Source organism: Liquorilactobacillus cacaonum DSM 21116 (genome assembly GCF_001436735.1).
GTDB lineage: Bacteria > Bacillota > Bacilli > Lactobacillales > Lactobacillaceae > Liquorilactobacillus > Liquorilactobacillus cacaonum.
Genome location: NZ_AYZE01000014.1, coordinates 27,876 through 47,333, shown reverse-complemented (window position 1 = coordinate 47,333; position 19,458 = coordinate 27,876). Strand labels below are relative to the sequence as shown.

The 19,458-nt window shown below is 34.0% G+C and carries 25 protein-coding genes and 1 other annotated feature; of the genes, 1 reads left to right on the top strand and 24 read right to left on the bottom strand.

Annotated elements, in window-relative coordinates:
* Positions 1-139 precede the first annotated feature (139 nt).
* Positions 140-874 (bottom strand): amino acid ABC transporter ATP-binding protein, encoded by a 735-nt coding sequence (locus FC80_RS04110; RefSeq protein WP_057828864.1) that lies wholly within the window; start codon positions 872-874, stop codon positions 140-142.
* Positions 867-2,327, bottom strand: coding sequence for an ABC transporter substrate-binding protein/permease (locus FC80_RS04105; RefSeq protein WP_057828863.1), 1,461 nt, complete (start codon positions 2,325-2,327; stop codon positions 867-869). The genes FC80_RS04110 and FC80_RS04105 overlap by 8 nt, the downstream gene beginning before the upstream one ends.
* A 204-nt stretch (positions 2,328-2,531) precedes the next feature.
* Between FC80_RS04105 and FC80_RS09595 the strand changes: the two genes are divergently transcribed.
* A complete protein-coding gene (locus tag FC80_RS09595; protein WP_169790542.1) occupies positions 2,532-2,669 on the top strand; it encodes an SPJ_0845 family protein in 138 nt (45 codons plus the stop codon).
* A gap of 105 nt (positions 2,670-2,774) precedes the next feature.
* Here FC80_RS09595 and FC80_RS04100 read toward each other — a convergent pair whose 3' ends face one another.
* From FC80_RS04100 to mutM, 22 genes are all read right to left on the bottom strand, one after another.
* Positions 2,775-3,848: a S66 family peptidase gene (locus FC80_RS04100; RefSeq protein WP_057828862.1), complete on the bottom strand. Its 1,074-nt coding sequence runs from the start codon at positions 3,846-3,848 to the stop codon at positions 2,775-2,777.
* 34 nt (positions 3,849-3,882) lie between these two features.
* Positions 3,883-4,182, bottom strand: coding sequence for a nucleoside triphosphate pyrophosphohydrolase family protein (locus tag FC80_RS04095; protein WP_057828861.1), 300 nt, complete (start codon positions 4,180-4,182; stop codon positions 3,883-3,885).
* Positions 4,172-4,786, bottom strand: coding sequence for a ribosome biogenesis GTP-binding protein YihA/YsxC (gene yihA / locus FC80_RS04090; protein ID WP_057829340.1), 615 nt, complete (start codon positions 4,784-4,786; stop codon positions 4,172-4,174). The genes FC80_RS04095 and yihA overlap by 11 nt, the downstream gene beginning before the upstream one ends.
* A gap of 165 nt (positions 4,787-4,951) precedes the next feature.
* The gene (rpmF, locus tag FC80_RS04085; protein ID WP_057828860.1) at positions 4,952-5,128 is read right to left on the bottom strand and encodes a 50S ribosomal protein L32; all 177 of its coding nucleotides are present in this window, start codon (positions 5,126-5,128) and stop codon (positions 4,952-4,954) included.
* 87 nt (positions 5,129-5,215) lie between these two features.
* Positions 5,216-5,758, bottom strand: coding sequence for a YceD family protein (locus FC80_RS04080; RefSeq protein ID WP_057828859.1), 543 nt, complete (start codon positions 5,756-5,758; stop codon positions 5,216-5,218).
* An 82-nt stretch (positions 5,759-5,840) separates the two neighbouring features.
* On the bottom strand, positions 5,841-6,983 hold the full coding sequence (locus FC80_RS04075; protein ID WP_057828858.1) for a nucleotidyltransferase: 1,143 nt from the start codon (positions 6,981-6,983) through the stop codon (positions 5,841-5,843).
* A gap of 12 nt (positions 6,984-6,995) precedes the next feature.
* A complete protein-coding gene (locus FC80_RS04070; RefSeq protein ID WP_057828857.1) occupies positions 6,996-7,733 on the bottom strand; it encodes a class I SAM-dependent DNA methyltransferase in 738 nt (245 codons plus the stop codon).
* Positions 7,733-8,089 carry a ribosome silencing factor gene (gene rsfS / locus FC80_RS04065; RefSeq protein WP_057828856.1) on the bottom strand — a complete coding sequence of 119 codons (357 nt, stop codon included), beginning with the start codon at positions 8,087-8,089 and terminating at the stop codon, positions 7,733-7,735. Before rsfS ends, FC80_RS04070 begins: the two co-directional genes overlap by 1 nt.
* Positions 8,079-8,693, bottom strand: a complete 615-nt coding sequence (gene yqeK / locus FC80_RS04060; RefSeq protein WP_083486920.1) for a bis(5'-nucleosyl)-tetraphosphatase (symmetrical) YqeK — start codon at positions 8,691-8,693, stop codon at positions 8,079-8,081. Before yqeK ends, rsfS begins: the two co-directional genes overlap by 11 nt.
* Complete coding sequence (locus FC80_RS04055; protein WP_057829338.1) at positions 8,686-9,315, bottom strand: nicotinate-nucleotide adenylyltransferase; 630 nt, start codon at positions 9,313-9,315, stop codon at positions 8,686-8,688. Before FC80_RS04055 ends, yqeK begins: the two co-directional genes overlap by 8 nt.
* Positions 9,316-9,346: 31 nt before the next feature.
* The gene (yhbY, locus tag FC80_RS04050) at positions 9,347-9,661 is read right to left on the bottom strand and encodes a ribosome assembly RNA-binding protein YhbY (RefSeq protein ID WP_057828855.1); all 315 of its coding nucleotides are present in this window, start codon (positions 9,659-9,661) and stop codon (positions 9,347-9,349) included.
* A gap of 10 nt (positions 9,662-9,671) precedes the next feature.
* Complete coding sequence (yqeH, locus tag FC80_RS04045) at positions 9,672-10,790, bottom strand: ribosome biogenesis GTPase YqeH (protein WP_057828854.1); 1,119 nt, start codon at positions 10,788-10,790, stop codon at positions 9,672-9,674.
* The gene (locus tag FC80_RS04040) at positions 10,783-11,316 is read right to left on the bottom strand and encodes a YqeG family HAD IIIA-type phosphatase (protein ID WP_057828853.1); all 534 of its coding nucleotides are present in this window, start codon (positions 11,314-11,316) and stop codon (positions 10,783-10,785) included. Before FC80_RS04040 ends, yqeH begins: the two co-directional genes overlap by 8 nt.
* A gap of 228 nt (positions 11,317-11,544) precedes the next feature.
* Positions 11,545-11,904 carry a 50S ribosomal protein L20 gene (gene rplT / locus FC80_RS04035; protein WP_057828852.1) on the bottom strand — a complete coding sequence of 120 codons (360 nt, stop codon included), beginning with the start codon at positions 11,902-11,904 and terminating at the stop codon, positions 11,545-11,547.
* A gap of 93 nt (positions 11,905-11,997) precedes the next feature.
* Entirely contained in the window at positions 11,998-12,198 is a 201-nt protein-coding gene (rpmI, locus tag FC80_RS04030; RefSeq protein WP_003690491.1) for a 50S ribosomal protein L35, read from the bottom strand.
* 28 nt (positions 12,199-12,226) lie between these two features.
* Positions 12,227-12,727 (bottom strand): translation initiation factor IF-3, encoded by a 501-nt coding sequence (gene infC, locus FC80_RS04025; protein ID WP_057828851.1) that lies wholly within the window; start codon positions 12,725-12,727, stop codon positions 12,227-12,229.
* A gap of 45 nt (positions 12,728-12,772) precedes the next feature.
* Positions 12,773-12,906 (bottom strand) — a sequence feature (ribosomal protein L20 leader region).
* 42 nt (positions 12,907-12,948) lie between these two features.
* On the bottom strand, positions 12,949-14,886 hold the full coding sequence (gene thrS, locus FC80_RS04020) for a threonine--tRNA ligase (protein ID WP_057828850.1): 1,938 nt from the start codon (positions 14,884-14,886) through the stop codon (positions 12,949-12,951).
* 305 nt (positions 14,887-15,191) lie between these two features.
* A complete protein-coding gene (gene dnaI, locus FC80_RS04015; protein WP_057828849.1) occupies positions 15,192-16,109 on the bottom strand; it encodes a primosomal protein DnaI in 918 nt (305 codons plus the stop codon).
* A 15-nt stretch (positions 16,110-16,124) separates the two neighbouring features.
* On the bottom strand, positions 16,125-17,483 hold the full coding sequence (locus tag FC80_RS04010) for a DnaD domain protein (RefSeq protein WP_057828848.1): 1,359 nt from the start codon (positions 17,481-17,483) through the stop codon (positions 16,125-16,127).
* Positions 17,484-17,500: 17 nt separating this feature from the next.
* Complete coding sequence (gene nrdR / locus FC80_RS04005) at positions 17,501-17,992, bottom strand: transcriptional regulator NrdR (RefSeq protein WP_057828847.1); 492 nt, start codon at positions 17,990-17,992, stop codon at positions 17,501-17,503.
* A 35-nt stretch (positions 17,993-18,027) separates the two neighbouring features.
* The gene (gene coaE / locus FC80_RS04000; RefSeq protein ID WP_057828846.1) at positions 18,028-18,627 is read right to left on the bottom strand and encodes a dephospho-CoA kinase; all 600 of its coding nucleotides are present in this window, start codon (positions 18,625-18,627) and stop codon (positions 18,028-18,030) included.
* 3 nt (positions 18,628-18,630) lie between these two features.
* The gene (gene mutM, locus FC80_RS03995; protein WP_057828845.1) at positions 18,631-19,458 is read right to left on the bottom strand and encodes a DNA-formamidopyrimidine glycosylase; all 828 of its coding nucleotides are present in this window, start codon (positions 19,456-19,458) and stop codon (positions 18,631-18,633) included.

Genomic DNA, 19,458 nt, shown 5'->3' with positions numbered 1-19,458 from the left:
ATATTACAGCATTAATTAACTTTATACGAATAATATTGAATTCTAAAATAGACTTGTAACACATAAATAGACTAGATCAAAGTTATAACATGACCTAGTCTTCTATTTTTACTTAATTGCTACTTCTTAAACTACTAATTTACAGTACTTTTGATAAAAATTCTTTAGCTCTTTTTGTCTTCGGGTTAACAAAAAATTCATTTGGAGACCCTTTTTCTTGAATAAAGCCTTCATCCATAAACCAAACTTGGTTTGCAACTTCTTTAGCAAACCCCATTTCATGAGTAACAACAATCATTGTCATTCCAGATTCAGCTAAATCTTTCATAACCTTAAGAACTTCACCAACCATTTCCGGATCAAGTGCCGAAGTAGGTTCATCAAAAAGCATAACCTCTGGGTTCATTGCAAGTGCACGTGCAATTGCTACACGTTGTTGTTGACCACCGGAAAGATTCGCAGGAAACTGCTCAGCTTTATCTGCCAACCCGACTTGTTCTAATAGTTCATGCGCCTTCTTCGTCGTTTCTATTTCAGAAATCATCTTAACTTTTAACGGTGCAAGCTTAATATTATTCAAAACATTCATATTGGGAAAAAGGTTAAAACTTTGAAAAACCATTCCCATTCTCTCACGCAATTTGTTTAAAGCAGTTTCCGAAATATTGGTCAAATCCTGATTTTCAAAGATTACCTGTCCCTTTGTTGGTTTCTCTAAAACATTCAAACATCTTAAAAAAGTACTTTTACCAGAGCCAGATGGTCCAATCACACATATAACTTGTCCCTTTTCTACAACTTCATTAATATTTTTTAAAACTTGATTCTTTCCAAATGACTTCTCTAAGTTTTTAATTTCGATTAAATTAGGCATGTTTCATCCTCCCTTCAAAATATCCCAAAATTTTTGAAAGACCAAATGTCATTACAAAATATATGACCATTGTAATAAAAATGGGAAAAACACCCTTGTATGTTGCTGACTGAACAAGTTGCATTTGATACATCAAATCACCAACACCAATTATTGAGACAATTGAACTTTCTTTAATCAAAGTGATAAATTCATTACCTAGTGCTGGCCAAATATTCTTCAAAGCTTGTGGAATAATAACATATCTATAAGTTATTGTCTGTGACATTCCCAGGCTCCTCGCTGCTTCTGTTTGCCCTTTTGGAATTGACTCAATTCCTGAACGGATAACTTCTGCAACGTAAGCAGCTGAGTTTAGTGAGACAGCTATTATTCCAGCCAGAAGAGCTGGTAATGATTGAACTAATGCACCTATACCAAAGTATACAAACATCACCTGAACCATTAGCGGTGTTCCCCTAATAAATTCAATGTACGTAATAGCTATTGCCCTTTGAAATTTTCCCTTTGATAAACGTAAAAGTGCTAACAAAACACCCAAGAGAAAGCCAAAGAAAACTGAGACAACTGTGATTATCAAAGTATATTCAATTCCCTTGGCGAAGTATGACCAATAGTTCCACATTGAATTTTGCTTTGAGTTATTAGTCATATATTTCCCAGCCAATGGAATATATTCTTTATTTATCAAGTCTTTTTGTTGAATTTTCTTAATTGTTTTGTCTGCTACTTTGACAAGACTTTTCGCGCCTTTTGGAAATGCAATTGCTGAACCAGTTTGACTTGAATCAACATTAAAGTTTGGATTAATAACCTCTAAGGAACTATTGTTTTTTGCAAATGCTTTAGCAGTTGCTTCCTCCATTGCAACAGCATTAACCTTGCCTGACTGAAGTGCAATTACCAAATCATTTAACTTCGCAAGTCCCTTAACTTGATTATTTTTCATCTGATTTTTAACAAGATCATATTGTAATGAACCTGTTTGTGCACCAATCGTTTTATTCTTAAAACTATGAATATTCTTATACAGTGATTTATCTTTTTTCTCAATTAACATATATTGTTTACCACGATAATAGATATTCGAAAAATCAACACTTTTCTGACGCTCCGGTGTCGGATTCATTCCTGAGATAACAGCATCAACTTTATGCGTTTCTAAAGCAACAAGTAACGAATCAAAGTTCATGTTCTTGATTTCAAGTTTTACACCCAAATCTTTTGCAAATTGTTTTGCAATCTCAATATCCAAACCTACGTATTCTGTTTTTCCACTTTGCTTAACAGTAAATTCATAGGGTGGATAATCGGCACTTGTTCCAACAACTAATGTCCCTTTATCCTTAACTTTTTGCAAATAGCCATCACTTGCAGCATTTACTTTAGTAAAAGGAATTAGTAATAGTATTGTAACAATAACAAAAATAATTCCAATATTCTTAATTTTCATTTAATATCTCCCTCACCTTTTCTAACCCAACGATGTAAACTATACAACAAAAGGAATTATTATACAACATATGTCACAAAAATTATGTTTTATTCACTAAAAAAATGAATAAAACATAAAATATGCAATAATATTTATTGTTGAATTTTGTTGAACAAACTGATATCCTAATAATTAATATTATCTATAAAGGAGTATTTCACTATGGGACTTACAATTAATCGCCAAACAAAATTAGATGAACTATTTGACAAATTTGCAGTAGATCCGAAACAACCCAAAAAAACTCAAAAACCAAAAAAAGAAGAAGATAATGCTGATAAAGAAAAAGAAGAAAATTAATTTTTCTTCTTTTTGATGTGTACTTTATTTTAAAAAAACCATAAGCTAATAGGGGTTAGGTCAAAAATTATATTTGACCTAACCCCTTTGATGTTTGCCTTCCCATTACACTAACATGTTATCAGTAACTGTTAAATTTTTATTGTCAAAATCAATTTTGACCTCGCAACCATACGGTATAATTGTGCGCGGGTATGCATGACCAAAATTAATATTTAGTAAAATAGGTATATCGTAGTTTCTTGAGATAGTTAATAGTTCCATTTTATATTCTGCATAGTAAACATTATCTTGTGGTTTACCGACAATAATAGCTTTGACTACATCAAAAATTCCATATTTGGCTAAATTATTGAGCATTTCAGCAAATTCAGCTGGAGATGGTTTTAACTCACAAGTCTCAATAAATAATATTTTACTTTTCCATTCACTGACTTCCGGAAAGATTCCATATTTGAAACAAATGTCTCGCTCATCAGGATATCGAGAACTAGTCAAAATATCATTTAAGCTATCTAAACATCCACCCAATAACTTACCCGTTATGCTTCCGTAACCATTTAAAACTTCAAATCCTTTTTCCTCTATATGACTCATTCGTGGTGTTTTAAGTGCTTTTTTGGAAAAATCGATTCTCTCTTCATACCATAACTTACTTGACTTGATTTCGATATTCTTTTCATTCTTAAAATAATTTTGAAGTGTTGCACTAGTATATGGAATCATTGTTTTATCAAGTTCTGCTAAATCATTCAGAAAATTAGGCCCATAAAATGTTTGTAACTTGAGTTTGTAAAACATTAAATGATTAATCGTAGTATCTGAAAAGCCTGAAAATAATTTGGGGTTTTTTTGAACTGCGTCTATGAAATCTGAGTCTTCAAGTAAATAAGGTAGCAGCCGATATGTATCATCTCCTCCGATAGCGCAGAAGATTCCATGGATATCGTCATTCAAAAAAGCTTCTTTTAAATCTGCTGCACGTGCCTCAGGGTGTTCACTTAGGTAACTGACTCCTTTTAGCGTATTTTTCATATAAACAGGTTCTAATCCTAATTCGCGCAAACGTTGGTCACCAAGTTGTCTTTGATGAAAAACAGAGGATTCACCCAATATTCCACTTGAAAGACTAACAATTGCAACTTGATCACCTTGTTCCAACTTTTTGGGCTTGATCATCCTCTATCACTCCTAACTTGACTAACTCACATAATCATTTATCTTGTGCAAATCCATGAGGGTATCTTTTATTAAGTGTTTCAATATTGTCTTTAGCAATCTCGTCAAATTTAATATTGGCCCATGCAGCAATCTGGGATAAATACCATAAAACATCACCCATTTCGTGAATCATTTCCTCACGATCAAGATCTTTTCCTTTAAAAGTATAGTTCTTTATTAAATCAATTAATTGACCACTCTCTCCTGCCAAACCAAGAGCACAATTTGTTAACACCTGCTCATTTCCATATAAGGTACGTGTAGCAGCATCTTGATATTCATTAAATTCCATTATCTTGTACTCCCTCCGTAATTTTTGTTCTTTTTTCTATCCAATTCCAAACTTCTTCTTCACCAATTTTTTCAGTGGCAGAAAATAAAATCAGCTCATCTTGTTCCTCTATTTTTATTTTCTTCTTAATATCTTTTTCTACTTTATTCCACTTACTTCTTGAAACTTTATCTATCTTCGTTGCAACCACCAAAATCGGCAACTCATAATAATGTAAAAATTCAACCATCTGCACATCCAACTCAGTGGGTTCATGGCGAGCATCAATTAAAGAAACAACACCACGTAATGTTTCACGTTGCGTTAAATATGTTTCAATCATTCGCCCCCATTTTTCACGTTCTGCTTTTGAAACTTTTGCATAACCATATCCAGGAACATCAACTAGATAAAGCATAGACTCAACATCATAAAAGTTTAAAGTTTGTGTTTTACCAGGTTGACTTGAGGTACGCGCATAACTTTTACGGTTAATCAGTCTGTTTATTAATGATGATTTGCCAACATTTGATCTTCCAACCAATCCAATCTCCGGATAACCCTCATCTGGATATTGTTCCGGTCTTACAGCACTTATCTTTAAGCTTACATTATGAACTTTCATCTGATATATTCCTTTCTCATCTTGATAAATTTTATCATATTTTGTAAGTATCTCTCCAGAAATAACCAACAATTTTAAAAAAAAAAACACCCCTTGCTCAAATTAGCATGGGATGTGCAATTTATTAAAAAAAGAAATAAGGGCCATGGTCCCTAATCTCGTTTATTAATCAACCTTTACAACTTCCTTATCACCGTAGAACCCACAACTTGGGCATACATGATGAGATTTTCTCAATTCACCACAATTAGGGCATGCGCTCATACCTGGTACTTGTAACTTATAATGTGTACGGCGTAATCTCTTACGTGTTTTTGATGTTTTACGTGCTGGTACAGCCATCTTAACAGCCACCTCCTTCAAAATTTATAAAATTAATCAACAAAAAGAATTGTACTTTTAATTCACTGATTTTGCAATAACAAAAGACTAATTATCTTCTTTAAAAAAATCTTTTAGCTTTGCTAAACGTGGATCAACAGTATCCTTGCTTTTTTGACTTAAATTAATGCGACTATCGTCCAAAACTTCCCAATCTTTACCTTGAGGCAAACCTATGTCAGTTTTTTCTTCTGACGTTAACACCTTTGTTGGAATCTGTAATAATATATTATCCTCAACAGCTTGGTTAAGATCAAATATATCGTCCTCCAAAATAATTACAACGTCGTTAGCGTCAAACCTAGTTAAATCCTGCGTTCTGTGACTAACATAATACTCGCTCACCTCAAAATCAAGGGGGACTTTTACTTGCTTCAGAGACCTAGTAGACGGTAAAGTAACTTCAACATTCACTTTGAATGAACCAAGTAATCCTAAACTATCTACCACGAAAAAGCCGCTAACATGTGCTGGAGAAATCTCAATGATCTCACTATTTCGGTTAACAATTGATTCAGCAACTTCTACTACCTCATCAAACTGAAAAGGAATTGAACCAATTTGACCCAGTTCATTCAAAGACCATTTCATTCTATACTTCCTCCTAATGCAACAAACTTGATTATACCTGTACTAATATACATTGTCAATGTTTTTTCCTTGACACCACTATCTATCGTCTAAAAGGAATTCTACCATATTCTTGGCGAGAACCATTGAATTGCTCGTATACTAACCCCGCTTGATGGTCTAATTCCAATTTATTCTTAACTATCTTTTGGGACACTTTTGCAATAATTGGGAACTCAATTGCTTTTTTTATATTATTCAAATGAGCTTTCCCTGTTTCATCAAATCCTAGTACTCTTATATACGGAAACTGTTCAATGACCTCAATGTCAGAATTTTTTACATGTAATAAAATCATAATCGCTATTCTTGATAAATGCGTATAAGTGTATCTCTTCGACTTAACACTACTAATCCATTCCTCAAAAGTAGCCTTAGGTCCTAATCTTTCCAACTTTGATTTTATTCTGTACTCTAAGCCCTCATTCATCGCATATATTTGGGCTAATTCTTCAATACTACTTGTAGAAATACGATAACGTAACATTGGCCAAAAATCTTGCCAGCTAAGGCTTAAGTTGTTTTTAATATCTTCAAGAGTTTCTTTTGGTACATACTTGCTAATATCTGCTTTCTTTGTAAAAATTCCACTACGAATTGCTGAAGCACTGGCAATTGTTGAATCCTTTGGGAGATTCTGATCGTGATACGCAGCAGCTTGTCGTTGAATTGGGTAAAGATTCAAAAAATTCCCAAGCAAAAGATTTGCTTTTGCATATGATAAACCTAGCAAATCATTAGGATTGGATATATCTAATCCTGTTTCCTGCGTCACAATTCTTTGATATGCTTTTGCGTATGATTCATTATAAATAGAAAAATCACCATGAATCGTCCCAGTAAGATCTGCTAACCTTGAAAAATCATAAGATGCATGTTCGGCACCAAATACTAGTTTGGTAACTCCTAAATCTCTTAAGATTCTCATTGCTCCAAGTGCAAATCTATCGGCAGGCTGTACACAAAAACCAACAGGTAGTTCAATAACTAAGTTAACTCCATTCAATATAGCTTCTCTAGCCCTTGTCCACTTGTCAAGAATCGCTGGCTCCCCTCTTTCAAGGAAATTCCCACTCATTACAACAATAATAGTTGCTTTTGGAAATTTTTTCTTAACAACATTTAGTTGGTATAAGTGGCCATTGTGAAATGGATTATATTCAGCTATTATCCCCACAACATCCATATTTATACCTCCTTATAATTTTTGGCAAACAAAAAAGAAACGAGTTGATTTTTCATCAATCTCATTATTTCCATATTCCGAACTTGCTCTAATCTTTTTAAATCCTACTTTAGTTAATAGTTCTAGATATTTTTTTAATTCATACGTCCGTTCCATATGAGTTTCTTCGTAGCGTTGAAATAAATTATTCTCTTCATCTTTTGCAATAAAGAATGTCAAATCATGGACAACACTATGCGGTTCCTGCCCTTCAAAACTCTCCCATACAAATGCACGTTTTTCATTAGTATCATTATACATATATCCTGGATAAATCACATCTGTCTGATATGGGGAAATCACATCGAAAATAAATGTTCCACCTTGATTCAAGTGTAAAAAAACTTGCCTAAAAGCATTAGCTAACTCTTCTTGATTAGCTAAATAGCATAGTGAATCAAGCCCACATGTTACAACATCAAATTGATCTAGTCCTGTTAAATCAGTCATATTAGCCTGAACCAATTCGATTTTTGTATCATCTTCACGAGCCCTTTCATCAGCTAAAGCTAACATTTCTGAGGACAAATCAACACCTGTCACTTGGTATCCTTCTTTGGCCAACATTACTGCCAGTTGTCCTGCTCCACAAGCCAAATCAAGTAATTTTTTGCCACTATAAGCATTGTTATTTACAAATGTCAGCCAATTTTCATAGACCTCAGTATCCATTAATTCATCATAAACTTGTGCAAAGATTGAATAAATCATTATTCTGTAATCCAATCATTCACTTCAACCATTGGTGCTTCTGCCCAAAGTTTCTCAAGATTGTAGAATCCTCTCGTTTCAGACTTAAACACATGGATAACAATATCTCTTAAATCTATTAAAATCCAATTACCACTATTTTTCCCTTCAATTTGTTTAATAGAAATTCCAGATTTTTCGACCTCTTCTTCAATATTATCAACAATTGCTTTGACTTGCCTCTCCGAGTCCGCTTGCATGATCACAAAATAATCAGCTAAATAACTTATTTTGCTAACATCCAAGGCTACAATATCTTCAGCACGTTTGTTATCTGCTGCTTCAACCACAATTTTTAAAATATCTTTACTTTGCATTAAATTCTCCTTTATTTACGACCCACTTGTTATAGGCTAAAATTGCTTCTGGATAAACCAAGCTACTGCTAGAAATTAAGTATTCAAGTGTATGTTTTGCCTCAAACCCTACAGCAACGTTCAAATCACTATAAGCTAACACGCGAGCAATTTCAACATCAGGAAAGGTTCGACCTTGTTCAACAAAATCAGCTACATAAATTATCTTATCTAACAATGTCATCTCAACCGCACCCACAGTATGTCTTCTAACTGCATTTAAAATTTCTTCATCAGTAATCTGTAATTGTTCTTTAATAATCTCCGCACCGACAACACCATGCCAAATAAAATTATTCCAATTTAACAAATCCTCATCAAGATTATCATCCAAAATTTTTTGTTTAAATTCTTCATTGCTACGTTCTTTCGCATAATCATGTACTAACGCAGCAATACTAGCCTTTTCGCAGTCATATCCATTTTTTTTTGCAATTTTAACAGCTGCTTTTTCAACACCTAAAATATGTTGATAACGTCTTTCACTAACACTCTTTTTAACCTTATTTAATAACTCTTCTCTTGTACCCGGAAAAATTCCTTCCATATATATTAAATTATTCAAGGTAAAGACCTTCTTCCTTAATATACTTCTCTACACTTTCAGGAACCAAATATTTGATTGAACAATTATGCTGGATGTTCCATCTTATCTGCGTGGAACTAATTTCAATTAATGGTACATCGACCCACATTACTGGATACTTACTTTTCCTTAGATACCCTGTTCGCGCAACACCTACAAAATGCACTAGTTTTATTAACTCCTCAATATGATACCATTTGGGCAAATAAGCTACCATGTCACCTCCAATAATGAAATAATATTCATAATTTGGATGCTTTTTTTTGAGTTCGACAATCGTATCATAAGTATAACTTACCCCGCCGCGTTTTAATTCAGCATCTTCAATACTAAAGCGGTCATTATCAGCTATACAAAGCTCAACCATTTTCTCCCTTTTCTTCCCTGCAATTGCATCTTTATGATCAATATGTGGTGGGACATAATCCGGCATAAAAAATAGTTCATCTAAATCGAGTTGCTCCATTACCTGTTGTGCTATTATCAAATGACCCATATGTGGTGGATTAAATGTTCCCCCAAGTATGCCAACTCTTTTTTTAGCCTCAGAACTATCTTGTTTAATTTCCACTTGAGTTTGAGAGAGTGGGTTAGTAACCATTTTAATATTCATCACTTTGTCACCTCATAAATTAAAGACTTTGCAACTGCAATGAAATTTCCCGATTTTCAATTTTAGAAGATTTTTTATATAAGACCAAAACATGCCCAATAACTTGAACAACTTCGATATCTGTATTTTCAACAAGATAAGCTTCTACGTCATTTGCCTCAAAATCAGAAGCTTGCAATACGTTAACTTTTAGCAATTCTCGCTTTTCTAATGCAAACTTCAATTGTTCAACCCATTTATCACTAATACCTTCTTTACCAACTTGAAAAATTGGTTTCAAATGATGCGCACTTGCCTTTAAAAATTTCTTTTGCTTTCCATTTAATAAATTCATTTTATTCTCCTTAAATCATCGCTCTTCTGATAGTTACTGCGACTCCTTTTGGTGCCCATCCAGCTACAACACTACCAGAGGGAATAGTAATCCAACCCAAGCCCGAAAAAACCAAATCGCTTTTCTGTGCAACTTTAAACTCAAATCTAACCAATTTAGGTAGATTCTCTAATGTTTCTTTAGACGGTGGCTGTAACAATTCACCTACGTGGTTTTCATACAACTTATCGGCATTTTCTAACTTTGTGCGGTGTAAATTTAAATTGTTGTCTGCATAAACAATAATTCCGTCTTTTTCTCCAAAAATATAATCAAACCGAGCTAATCCACCCAAAAAAAGAGTTTGACCCGAATTTAATTGATATACACGCGGTTTAATTTCTTTTTGTGGAGAAGCGATATTCAATTCTTTTCCATTAAGATAATGTGCCATTTGATGTTGATGAATAATTCCTGGTGTATCAATCAAAAAATGTTCATCATCAAGTGGTATCTCTATTTTATCAAGTGTAGTCCCAGGAAAACGAGAAGTAGTTATCAATTCTGTTATCCCAGTTTGTTGTTTTATTATTTGATTAATTAGCGTTGATTTACCAACGTTTGTCACACCAACAACATAAACATCACGACCTGCGCGATATTTTTCAATTAACGCAAGTAACTCATTAATCCCATGATTTTGCCCAGCACTTACCAATGCAACATCGACAGGCCGTAATCCTACTATATTAGCACTTTGTCTAATCCAGTCTTTTAATTTTGTTCTTTTTAAAGATTTTGGTAATAAGTCTTCTTTATTACCAACCATTAAAATCGGATTTTTACCGACATAGCGCTGAATTCCAGGGATAATTGAGCCACTGAAATCAAAGATATCAATAACATTTACAATTAAAGCATCAGTATCTCCAATTTGTGTTAAAATTTTTAAAAAATCATCATCAGTTAAGCTAACATCAGTAACCTCATTGTAGTGACGTAACCTGAAACATCTCTTACAATATAGTTCTTTTGTCTCAATTTGATTTTTTAAAGCTGATGCCGGTACATATCCAAGTTCATCTGGATTAGCACTTTGAATTAACGAGCCACAACCAATACAGTAAAGTGCCTCAGTATCATTATTCATTCAATGAATGCCCCCATGTTTCTTTTATTCTTTTATTTTTCTGCAAATTTTTCTTGATAAATTTTTCAACAATTCTATTTGGTCTAGTATTCCAAGCATCTGTTTCAATAATTGGTTTTACCCAAATACTCTTTATCTTAGCAGCATTTGCAGCAGCAACATCTGTTAACAGTTGATCTCCTACTAATACAATTTGATTATCTTCCAGATTTAATTGTTTTTTGGCCTCATTAATTCCCTTTGTCAAAGGTTTCATTGCACGTGCTATAAATGGCAGTCCAAAGGGTTCAACGGCTTTAGCAACCCTTTTCTTATTATTGTTAGAAACTACTATCACCGGAATTTTTTCTGCGTTCATTAATTCCAACCAATTTCTTAACTCCGGAGTTCCATCAGGATTATTCCAAGCAATTAGCGTATTATCTAAATCCGTTAAAATAACTTTTATTCCTTTTTCTGTAATTTCTTTCGGTGTTATCTCAAATATTGAGCTAATCATCCAAGTTGGTTTGAAACGAGTTAACATCTATTTCACTCCTAATTATTATTCCTCTACTTATTAATTATATTCTAAAGTACCACTTCAACGCAAAAAAATAAAAAAATTATGTTTGAAGATATTTCTCTACACGTGACATGAATCGCCTTTTCTTCTAGTTCACCTTGAAATCAAGAAATAGAACCCCATTGTACACAATTAAAAACAGGGACGTACCAAAAAAATAACTGGCACATCCCATAATTAATTAAAAAATTATTTTGCTAATGCTTTTTTTGCTTCATCAACAAGTGCTGCAAATGTTGCACTATCGCTAATTGCAAGATCTGCTAACATCTTACGGTTAACTTCAATCTCAGCAACTTTCAATCCATGCATTAATTTGCTATAACTAATATCGTTTAAGCGAGCTGCAGCATTAATACGAGCAATCCACAATTTACGGAAATTAGTTTTAGTCTTACGGCGATCACGGAAAGCATACAAGTATGACTTCATAACTTGTTGTTTTGCTACCTTAAATTGAATATGCTTTGAACCGCGGTATCCTTTTGCTAATTTAATCATTCTTTTACGACGTTGACGCGTAACTGTTCCACCTTTAACACGTGGCATGATAATTCCTCCCTTATATATTCGAGGTGTTTTGTCTTTAGTACACCTTCGAAACGGTCTTTAATTAAGACCTCATCATCAATTTATTTTTTATTAATTCATTTGAGAAAGCATCTGCTTGATACGTTTCATATCTGAGCTAGATACCATCGAAGCCTTGCGTAATTGACGACGTTGCTTCTTTGTTTTCCCATGGAAACGATGACTTGTAAAAGCATTAGACCTCTTTAGTCCTCCATCTCCTGTACGCTTGAAACGTTTTGCTGATGCACGATGTGTTTTTTGTTTTGGCATAATACTTTCTTCCTCCTATAAATAAAGCCTATTTTTCGGCTTTAGGCGCTAGCATCATGAACATGCTGCGTCCATCCATTTTTGCTCTCGATTCAACCGTTGCAACTTCTTCAACTGCTTTGGCAAATCGATTCAAAACATCATATCCGATTTCTTTATGAGTAATCGCACGTCCCTTAAAGCGAATAGAAACCTTAACTTTATCCCCTTTTCCAAGGAACTTAAGCGCGTTATTTAGTTTTGTATTAAAGTCATTTATATCTATCGTTGGACTTAAACGAACTTCTTTAACATTAATAACTTTCTGATTTTTTCTTGCTTCACGTTGCTTTTTCTGTAGCTCAAACCGATATTTACCATAATCCATAATTCTGGCAACAGGTGGTTTCGCCTTTGGAGCAACTAAAACGAGATCAAGACTAGACTGTTCAGCTAGTGTGAGTGCTTCTTGTTTGGTTTTAACCCCAAGTTGGGAACCATCACTGGCAATCAAGCGTAATTCACTTGCGCGGATGCCTTCATTTACCATTTTGTCTACTGCTATGGTGCTTCACCTCCATTTAATATCAGAGAAAATGCAGAAAAAAACCGAGTAGCCTATACAAAGCTACCCGGGTTAATCTTCACTTCATCAATTCGAAATAAATATCATCTGCCTGCGAATTGTAAATCCACTAGGCGAGAAGCGGGTTGCTTCTGCTTTTTTCTCAACCATTAAACTATACATTCCTTTTTAGGCTTTGTCAAGAATTATTTTTCGCGACTATAACTCGAAATGTCTGCCAAAATTTCATTCATAAATTTATCTTTTGCCATATTAACTGTTTCTTTTTCACTATAGCGTCGAACAGAAACTTCATTTGTCGTAACTTCTTGATCACCAACTACTAAAACATACGGAATCTTTGTCACTTGGGCTTGACGAATCTTATATCCCATTTTTTCATTACGTTCATCAATTGATACACGAATATTATTTGCCACTAAGCGATCACGTAACTCCTCACAATATGCTAAATGTAAATCATTTTTAACTGGTATTATTGTAACTTGTTTTGGAGATAACCACGTTGGAAATGCTCCCTTATACATTTCCGTTAGGTATGCAGTGAAACGTTCCATTGTTGAAACAATTCCTCTGTGAATCATAACAGGACGATGTTCTTGTCCATCAGCACCAACATAATGCAAATCAAATTTTTCTGGTAATAAGAAATCAAGTTGAATAGTAGACAAAGTCTCTTCGCCACCTAAAGCTGTCTTAGTTTGAACATCAAGTTTAGGACCATAAAAGGCTGCTTCACCTTCTGCCTCAAAATATTCCAATCCCAGATCATCCATTGCTGATTTTAACATTTTTTGCGATTTTTCCCACATTTCATCGTCATCAAAATATTTATGCGTATTCTTAGGATCACGATAACTTAGACGGAAACGATAATCTGTTATGTTAAAATCGTCATATACTGAAACCATCAATTGTAGCGTACGTTTAAATTCTGATTCAATCTGATCAGGTGTAACAAACGTATGCCCATCATTAAGTGTCATTTCTCGTACACGTGAAAGGCCGGTTAAAGCTCCTGATTTCTCATAACGGTGCATCATTCCTAATTCAGCAATTCGAAGGGGAAGATCACGATATGACCGAATATGATGATTATAAACCTGAATATGTGAAGGACAATTCATTGGTCTGAGTTCAAGAAGCTCTCCATCCCCCATATCCATTGGTGGAAACATATCCTCGCGATAATGATCCCAGTGACCCGATTGCTTATACAAATTCAAGTTAGCCAATATTGGCGTGTAAACATGTTCGTAACCACGAGACACTTCTTTATCTATAATATAGCGTTCAATTGTACGACGAATTGTTGCACCATTTGGCATCCAATAAGGCAACCCCGCTCCAACCTCTGGATCAACAAAAAAAAGATCTAGGTCATTACCGATTACACGGTGATCACGTTCTCTTGCTTCTTGTCTTCTAAGTAATTCAGCATCAAGGTCTTTTTGCTTATAAAAAGCCGTCCCATAAACTCTTTGTAGCATCGGATTGCTTGAGATGCCCTTCCAGTAAGCTCCAGCAACTGACAATAGCTTAAAAACCTTGAGACTACTTATCTTTTGAAGATATGCTCCTTTTGAAACATCAACAAATCTTCCTAGTTTATGCAAAACTACTTTCCCTGAAACTACTGACTCTTTAACAAGTTCCATTCGATATGCATCGCCGTCAACCATTGCCAAAGCTTCTTTTTCATCTAATTCCAGTCTTTCAACTTCTATACCGGATTTAATGAGTTCTTGCATCCTATATGCTATCTTCTCAAAATCTGCTTCTGCAACTTGACCATTTTCATTATCAGTGTCAAAGAAAAAGCCATGCTCAACTACAGTACCTTCTCCAAACTTCATCTGTGGATACAATTCAAACAAGGACGCCCCTAATACTAAAGCCGCTGTCTGCCATAAAACTTGAAGACCTTCTTTTGAGTCCTTAGTAACTATTTCAATTTGTCCATCTTCATTAAGCTCCGCATTATAATCAATTAATTCACCATTGTACCGCCCAGCAACGGCTTTTTTTGCAAGACTTGTGCTGATGGACTTAGCTACATCTTCTACAGTTGTTTTATCTTCAAATTCTTTCACTGTGCCATCTGGAAATTTTACTTTAACCATTATTTTCTCCCCTTTAATAATTAATTAACAAAAAAAATCCCTAGCGTACTTTATAAAAGTACACTAGGGACGCAAAAAGCGTGGTTCCACCCAAGTTCAGATATTTACATATCTCTCAATTCGTTTTTAACAGGTTCGACCCGTCCAACTAAATTGGAAAGTAATTCATAGAGGTGGTAAGTATAAACATTGAAAAGCTTACAGTTATTGCTATTCATCCCTTAGTTGTCTAAACCTTTTGTCCCCTATATCTCTTAATAGCTATTAAACCACTATTTAACTCATCATTCAACCTAAACATTAAATTAGGAATGTCTTCTGTTTTTCCCTATCATTGTGTATTCTTTACTCAAATATATAATTCGCTCCATTATTCTTCGCGCCTTCAAAGGTTCTGCTTCGCCACGATTATTAACAGTTAGATATTGCGTTAATAAATCCTTTAACGATAGATTTGAGCTGAAAAAAGTCGGTAATTCTTCTTGCATTCGATACTGTAAAATAATTCCTAAAACGTCATCTCTTAACCAACTTGACAATTGATCCGCACCAATATCATCTAACATTAAGACAGGTGATTTTTTTATACTATCAATTTTTCCAATTACACTATTTGTCCCAATCGCATTTTTTATTTCAACCGCAAATGATGGAAAATGAAGCATTGTGGAGCGAAAACCTTCCTCAGCCAATCCATTAGCAATCGCACCAAGCAAATACGTTTTACCAACACCAAAACTGCCCTGTATATACATTCCCTTAATAAACTTATTAGGATTAGTAGTATAACCATCAATAAAATCTACAGCAGCCTGTGCAATTTCTTCCCGCCCAACAATATCAAAATCTGCTAGCTGCGCATTTCGAATTGCTTTTGGCATGTTGAGAGTTCTTACACGCGACTTAATCTCAGCTAATTTTTGATTTTTAACTAATTCATCACTTGGCACATATGAGACATCAATAAGATGATTATTATAAACTAACTGTGGTTGATAACCTGGTGCAGGAGTCACCTCACCATTTTCAATCTGCCTTTTTATAGTCACAAATTCATATACCTTACTTGCACTACGCGCTAGTTCACTTTGCGACATTTGATTTTTAGCAACAAAACGTTTTACCTCTTCATCGGAAAAAGCATCATCTATTAGTTCTTTATAATTTTTCATCCAATTTCTATTTCTCATTTGTTGTGCCATTTCTTCTCCAACATCCTTCATTTTCTCACCACCTTTTTATTCAACTTTTTTTTTAAATCTGCTTAATCTCTTTTTTAATGCATCTTGTTCTTCTTTACTTATCGAAGTTTTATTTTCCGCAACATATTCATCATGTGCCCACTCAGGCAATTTTTCTTTTTGAATAACTTTTCTGCTATTACTATAATTGACTTGTTGCTTATAATTAGTGGGATTTTTTTTAGTAGGTTTATTAAAACTTCTTACTTGAAGCATTGCATCTTCAGGAGTACTAATTTTTCTTTGTCTCCAATCTGCAATCGTTGTTTCAAAAAAAGCACGATTTAATGTAGCCATACCTCGATCAACTATCATATAATGTATTAAAATATTTAATATTTCCGGTTGGAAAAGATTTTTTTGTACAGCCCATTCAATAATATTTCTTTCGGCACCCGTTACAAATGAACCCTTTTCACGTTTTAACTCCTGTAAGAATTCTGCTGGTGCATAAGCACGACTTGCTTCTAATAATTCTTGATCCTCATCTTTAAAGTTTTGTTTATCTACTACCTTTTTTTTAGCCACTTCTGTTAGAGTATAATTGGAATCTTGCTTCGAAAATCTTTCATGTACAAGTTTCCAGAACAAATTGAAATCTACTTGGTTTGTTGCAACATTAGCTGCTTCCTCAATTAAATGAAATAACTCTAGTTCATCAATACCGTATATTGTATTTGCAGCTACTAGTCGATCATAATTTTTAAAAATTTGTTTACTATCAACAAAGGACTTATCAATAATTTGTTTCAAGAATGATTTATCTAACTTAGAAATATTCTTTATTTTAGGTTCATCAGAATTTATTTGCTTACTTCCATCTAAACTTCCATTACTTTCTATTTTCTGCACATTTATTGAAAAAATCTCCCAGAAATGTTTGGTTGTTTCAACCACTTGTTCTTTATCAATTGAAGTATAAAAGAAGTAATCCTTCAATTCTTTAAAGATTCTTTCGCCAACCATTTCTAGCAATAAACTCCTTAATAAATCATCCGAAAAAAAAGCTTTTGGTCCTTGTGGCTCTTGTATCTCATATATTACTAACCTGCCAAGTTCGTCTTCTTTTTCAAAAGTGCGAAGTAATCCAATTGCCTCAAGCTTACACCTAACTTCATAAAATTCTTGTGTACCTATGCCTAGCAGATCAAATAATTCACTATGCATTTTCCTATTAGAAAGTTGTAAATCAGGCTGAATCATCGTCCTAAGAAGTGCATATAAACTAAATCCGCTTGCCCCGATTAATGGTTGATAAAGTTTCAAAATTATTTCTAGTTGACTATCAAATAACTTTTTTGGTGTGTACACCACAAAGCCATCTTTAGGTGAAAACCTTTGCTCACTAACAACCATTATTAGTTCACACCTTTCTACTTACTTTTCTCATCAATGCTACCTAAGTTTTTCTTATCACGTGCCATCATATCTTGTAGCTCTTTTAAAAAAACACGCATGTCTTTAAATTGTCGATAAACACTTGCAAATCTTATATATGATATTTCATCAACGTCTGCCAACATTCCCATAACATATTCTCCAATTAACTGACTAGAAACTTCACTTTCTCCAAGAGCACGTACCTTATTTTCTACGTCATCGACAATTTGGGTGATTTGATCCATACCAACTGGCCTTTTCTCAGCAGCTCGGATAATTCCCCTTAAAATCTTCTCGCGATTAAATTCATCACGCGTCCCATCTTTTTTAATTACTAGAAGCGGTGTAACTTCAATTCTCTCAAAAGTTGTAAACCTAAAACCACAAGCTTCACATTCACGCCTTCTTCTAATTACATGACCATCATCAGCTGGACGGCTATCAACAACCCGTGACCCATTATGATGACACTTGGGACATCTCATATTTTTTCACCTCATTATTCAATTCGCACGACTAACTATCCTAAATCCATTATCTCTAGCCATTTTAGCACTTGATTCAGTGTTTCTTCAACTTGTTTAGAATTATCAATTAAAATATCCGCCAACGCACATCTTTTTACACTTTCCATTTGACTTAAAATACGATTCCTCGCCTGTTGCTCACTAAAATGATCACGTTTCATTAATCTTTTTATCTGGATTTTTTCAGGTACACAAACACACATTACATCATCGCAATATTGTTGATAATTTCCTTCAAATAATAAAGGAATATCTAACACGATTAGTCTGCTTTTCCTATTTTTTTCATCTTCAATTAACTTTCTAACTCGCTTGTGAATCAATGGCCCAGTAATACTTGTTAATTTTTTTAAACTATCCTTATCGTTAAACACTAAGTCTCCAAGTCTTCGCCTATTTAATTCTCCAGTGTTAGTAATGAATTCTTCGCCAAATTTTTCAATAATCTGTTTTAAACCCAAACTATTTTTTTTAACAACTTCTCTAGCTACCACATCACCATCAATAATTACAGCTCCTTGATTCTTTAAAAAAAAACTAACTGTTGATTTTCCGGATGCTATGCCACCCGTAAGCCCTAGAACATAAGTCATTTGTCATTCCACCTTTTGACAATTTGGACAAAAATGTGTCCCACGTTGAGCAACAACAATCTTTTTAATTGGTGTATGACATCTTGCACATAATTCTCCAGTCTTACCATAAACATTTAATTCAAATTGAAACGCTCCTGAATTTTCAAAAGCATTCGTATAACTTCGAATAGTTGTCCCACCTGCTGAAACAGCTTTTGCCAATTCCAATATAATTGCATCATGTAAAGTCTTAATTTGCTCTTCTTTCAAATGGCTTGCAATCGTTTGTGGATTTATTTTACTCATCCATAAGACTTCGTCAACATAAATATTTCCAAGTCCTGCCACCAACGTTTGATCAAGTAGCGCTGGTTTAATCATTTTGTTTTTCTTCTTGAGCTTTGTTGCAAAATCAAGTGTTGAAAAGTCAGATGCAATTGGTTCTGGGCCTAGTTTTTTGAGACTTTTTAAATTAAAAACGTCATCAGTTCTTACTAATTCCATCCTTCCAAATTTACGCACATCGTTGTATCTTAACTCTTTTTTATCAGTAAATTTAAAAATGACATGTGTATGTTTTTCAATCTCATCATCACTATTTCTTACAAAGTACTTACCTTCCATTCGCAGATGCGAAACCATTGTAATCCCTTCAGTAAAATTAAAAAGTAAATATTTACCTCTACGTCCAATTTCTTTAATTGTCAATCCTTCAAGTGTGTTTTTGAAGAGACTAGAATCTCCAATTACTATTTTCGGATATAACAATACTATTTTTTCAATTCTTTTGTTTAAAACTAACTTTCTAAGCCCTTGGCGGACTGTTTCTACTTCTGGCAATTCTGGCAT

What these genes read in the sequence shown, in the direction of transcription:
- FC80_RS04110 (WP_057828864.1), bottom strand. Translation starts at nt 874, where the DNA reads ATGCCTAATTTAATCGAAATTAAAAACTTAGAGAAGTCATTTGGAAAG.
- FC80_RS04105 (WP_057828863.1), bottom strand. Translation starts at nt 2,327, where the DNA reads ATGAAAATTAAGAATATTGGAATTATTTTTGTTATTGTTACAATACTA.
- FC80_RS09595 (WP_169790542.1), top strand. Translation starts at nt 2,532, where the DNA reads ATGGGACTTACAATTAATCGCCAAACAAAATTAGATGAACTATTTGAC.
- FC80_RS04100 (WP_057828862.1), bottom strand. Translation starts at nt 3,848, where the DNA reads ATGATCAAGCCCAAAAAGTTGGAACAAGGTGATCAAGTTGCAATTGTT.
- FC80_RS04095 (WP_057828861.1), bottom strand. Translation starts at nt 4,182, where the DNA reads ATGGAATTTAATGAATATCAAGATGCTGCTACACGTACCTTATATGGA.
- yihA (WP_057829340.1), bottom strand. Translation starts at nt 4,786, where the DNA reads ATGAAAGTTCATAATGTAAGCTTAAAGATAAGTGCTGTAAGACCGGAA.
- rpmF (WP_057828860.1), bottom strand. Translation starts at nt 5,128, where the DNA reads ATGGCTGTACCAGCACGTAAAACATCAAAAACACGTAAGAGATTACGC.
- FC80_RS04080 (WP_057828859.1), bottom strand. Translation starts at nt 5,758, where the DNA reads ATGAAATGGTCTTTGAATGAACTGGGTCAAATTGGTTCAATTCCTTTT.
- FC80_RS04075 (WP_057828858.1), bottom strand. Translation starts at nt 6,983, where the DNA reads ATGGATGTTGTGGGGATAATAGCTGAATATAATCCATTTCACAATGGC.
- FC80_RS04070 (WP_057828857.1), bottom strand. Translation starts at nt 7,733, where the DNA reads ATGATTTATTCAATCTTTGCACAAGTTTATGATGAATTAATGGATACT.
- rsfS (WP_057828856.1), bottom strand. Translation starts at nt 8,089, where the DNA reads ATGCAAAGTAAAGATATTTTAAAAATTGTGGTTGAAGCAGCAGATAAC.
- FC80_RS04055 (WP_057829338.1), bottom strand. Translation starts at nt 9,315, where the DNA reads ATGGTTACTAACCCACTCTCTCAAACTCAAGTGGAAATTAAACAAGAT.
- yhbY (WP_057828855.1), bottom strand. Translation starts at nt 9,661, where the DNA reads ATGAATTTATTAAATGGAAAGCAAAAGAAATTTTTAAAGGCAAGTGCG.
- yqeH (WP_057828854.1), bottom strand. Translation starts at nt 10,790, where the DNA reads ATGAATAATGATACTGAGGCACTTTACTGTATTGGTTGTGGCTCGTTA.
- FC80_RS04040 (WP_057828853.1), bottom strand. Translation starts at nt 11,316, where the DNA reads ATGTTAACTCGTTTCAAACCAACTTGGATGATTAGCTCAATATTTGAG.
- rplT (WP_057828852.1), bottom strand. Translation starts at nt 11,904, where the DNA reads ATGCCACGTGTTAAAGGTGGAACAGTTACGCGTCAACGTCGTAAAAGA.
- rpmI (WP_003690491.1), bottom strand. Translation starts at nt 12,198, where the DNA reads ATGCCAAAACAAAAAACACATCGTGCATCAGCAAAACGTTTCAAGCGT.
- infC (WP_057828851.1), bottom strand. Translation starts at nt 12,727, where the DNA reads ATGGTAAATGAAGGCATCCGCGCAAGTGAATTACGCTTGATTGCCAGT.
- thrS (WP_057828850.1), bottom strand. Translation starts at nt 14,886, where the DNA reads ATGGTTAAAGTAAAATTTCCAGATGGCACAGTGAAAGAATTTGAAGAT.
- dnaI (WP_057828849.1), bottom strand. Translation starts at nt 16,109, where the DNA reads ATGAAGGATGTTGGAGAAGAAATGGCACAACAAATGAGAAATAGAAAT.
- FC80_RS04010 (WP_057828848.1), bottom strand. Translation starts at nt 17,483, where the DNA reads ATGGTTGTTAGTGAGCAAAGGTTTTCACCTAAAGATGGCTTTGTGGTG.
- nrdR (WP_057828847.1), bottom strand. Translation starts at nt 17,992, where the DNA reads ATGAGATGTCCCAAGTGTCATCATAATGGGTCACGGGTTGTTGATAGC.
- coaE (WP_057828846.1), bottom strand. Translation starts at nt 18,627, where the DNA reads ATGACTTATGTTCTAGGGCTTACGGGTGGCATAGCATCCGGAAAATCA.
- mutM (WP_057828845.1), bottom strand. Translation starts at nt 19,458, where the DNA reads ATGCCAGAATTGCCAGAAGTAGAAACAGTCCGCCAAGGGCTTAGAAAG.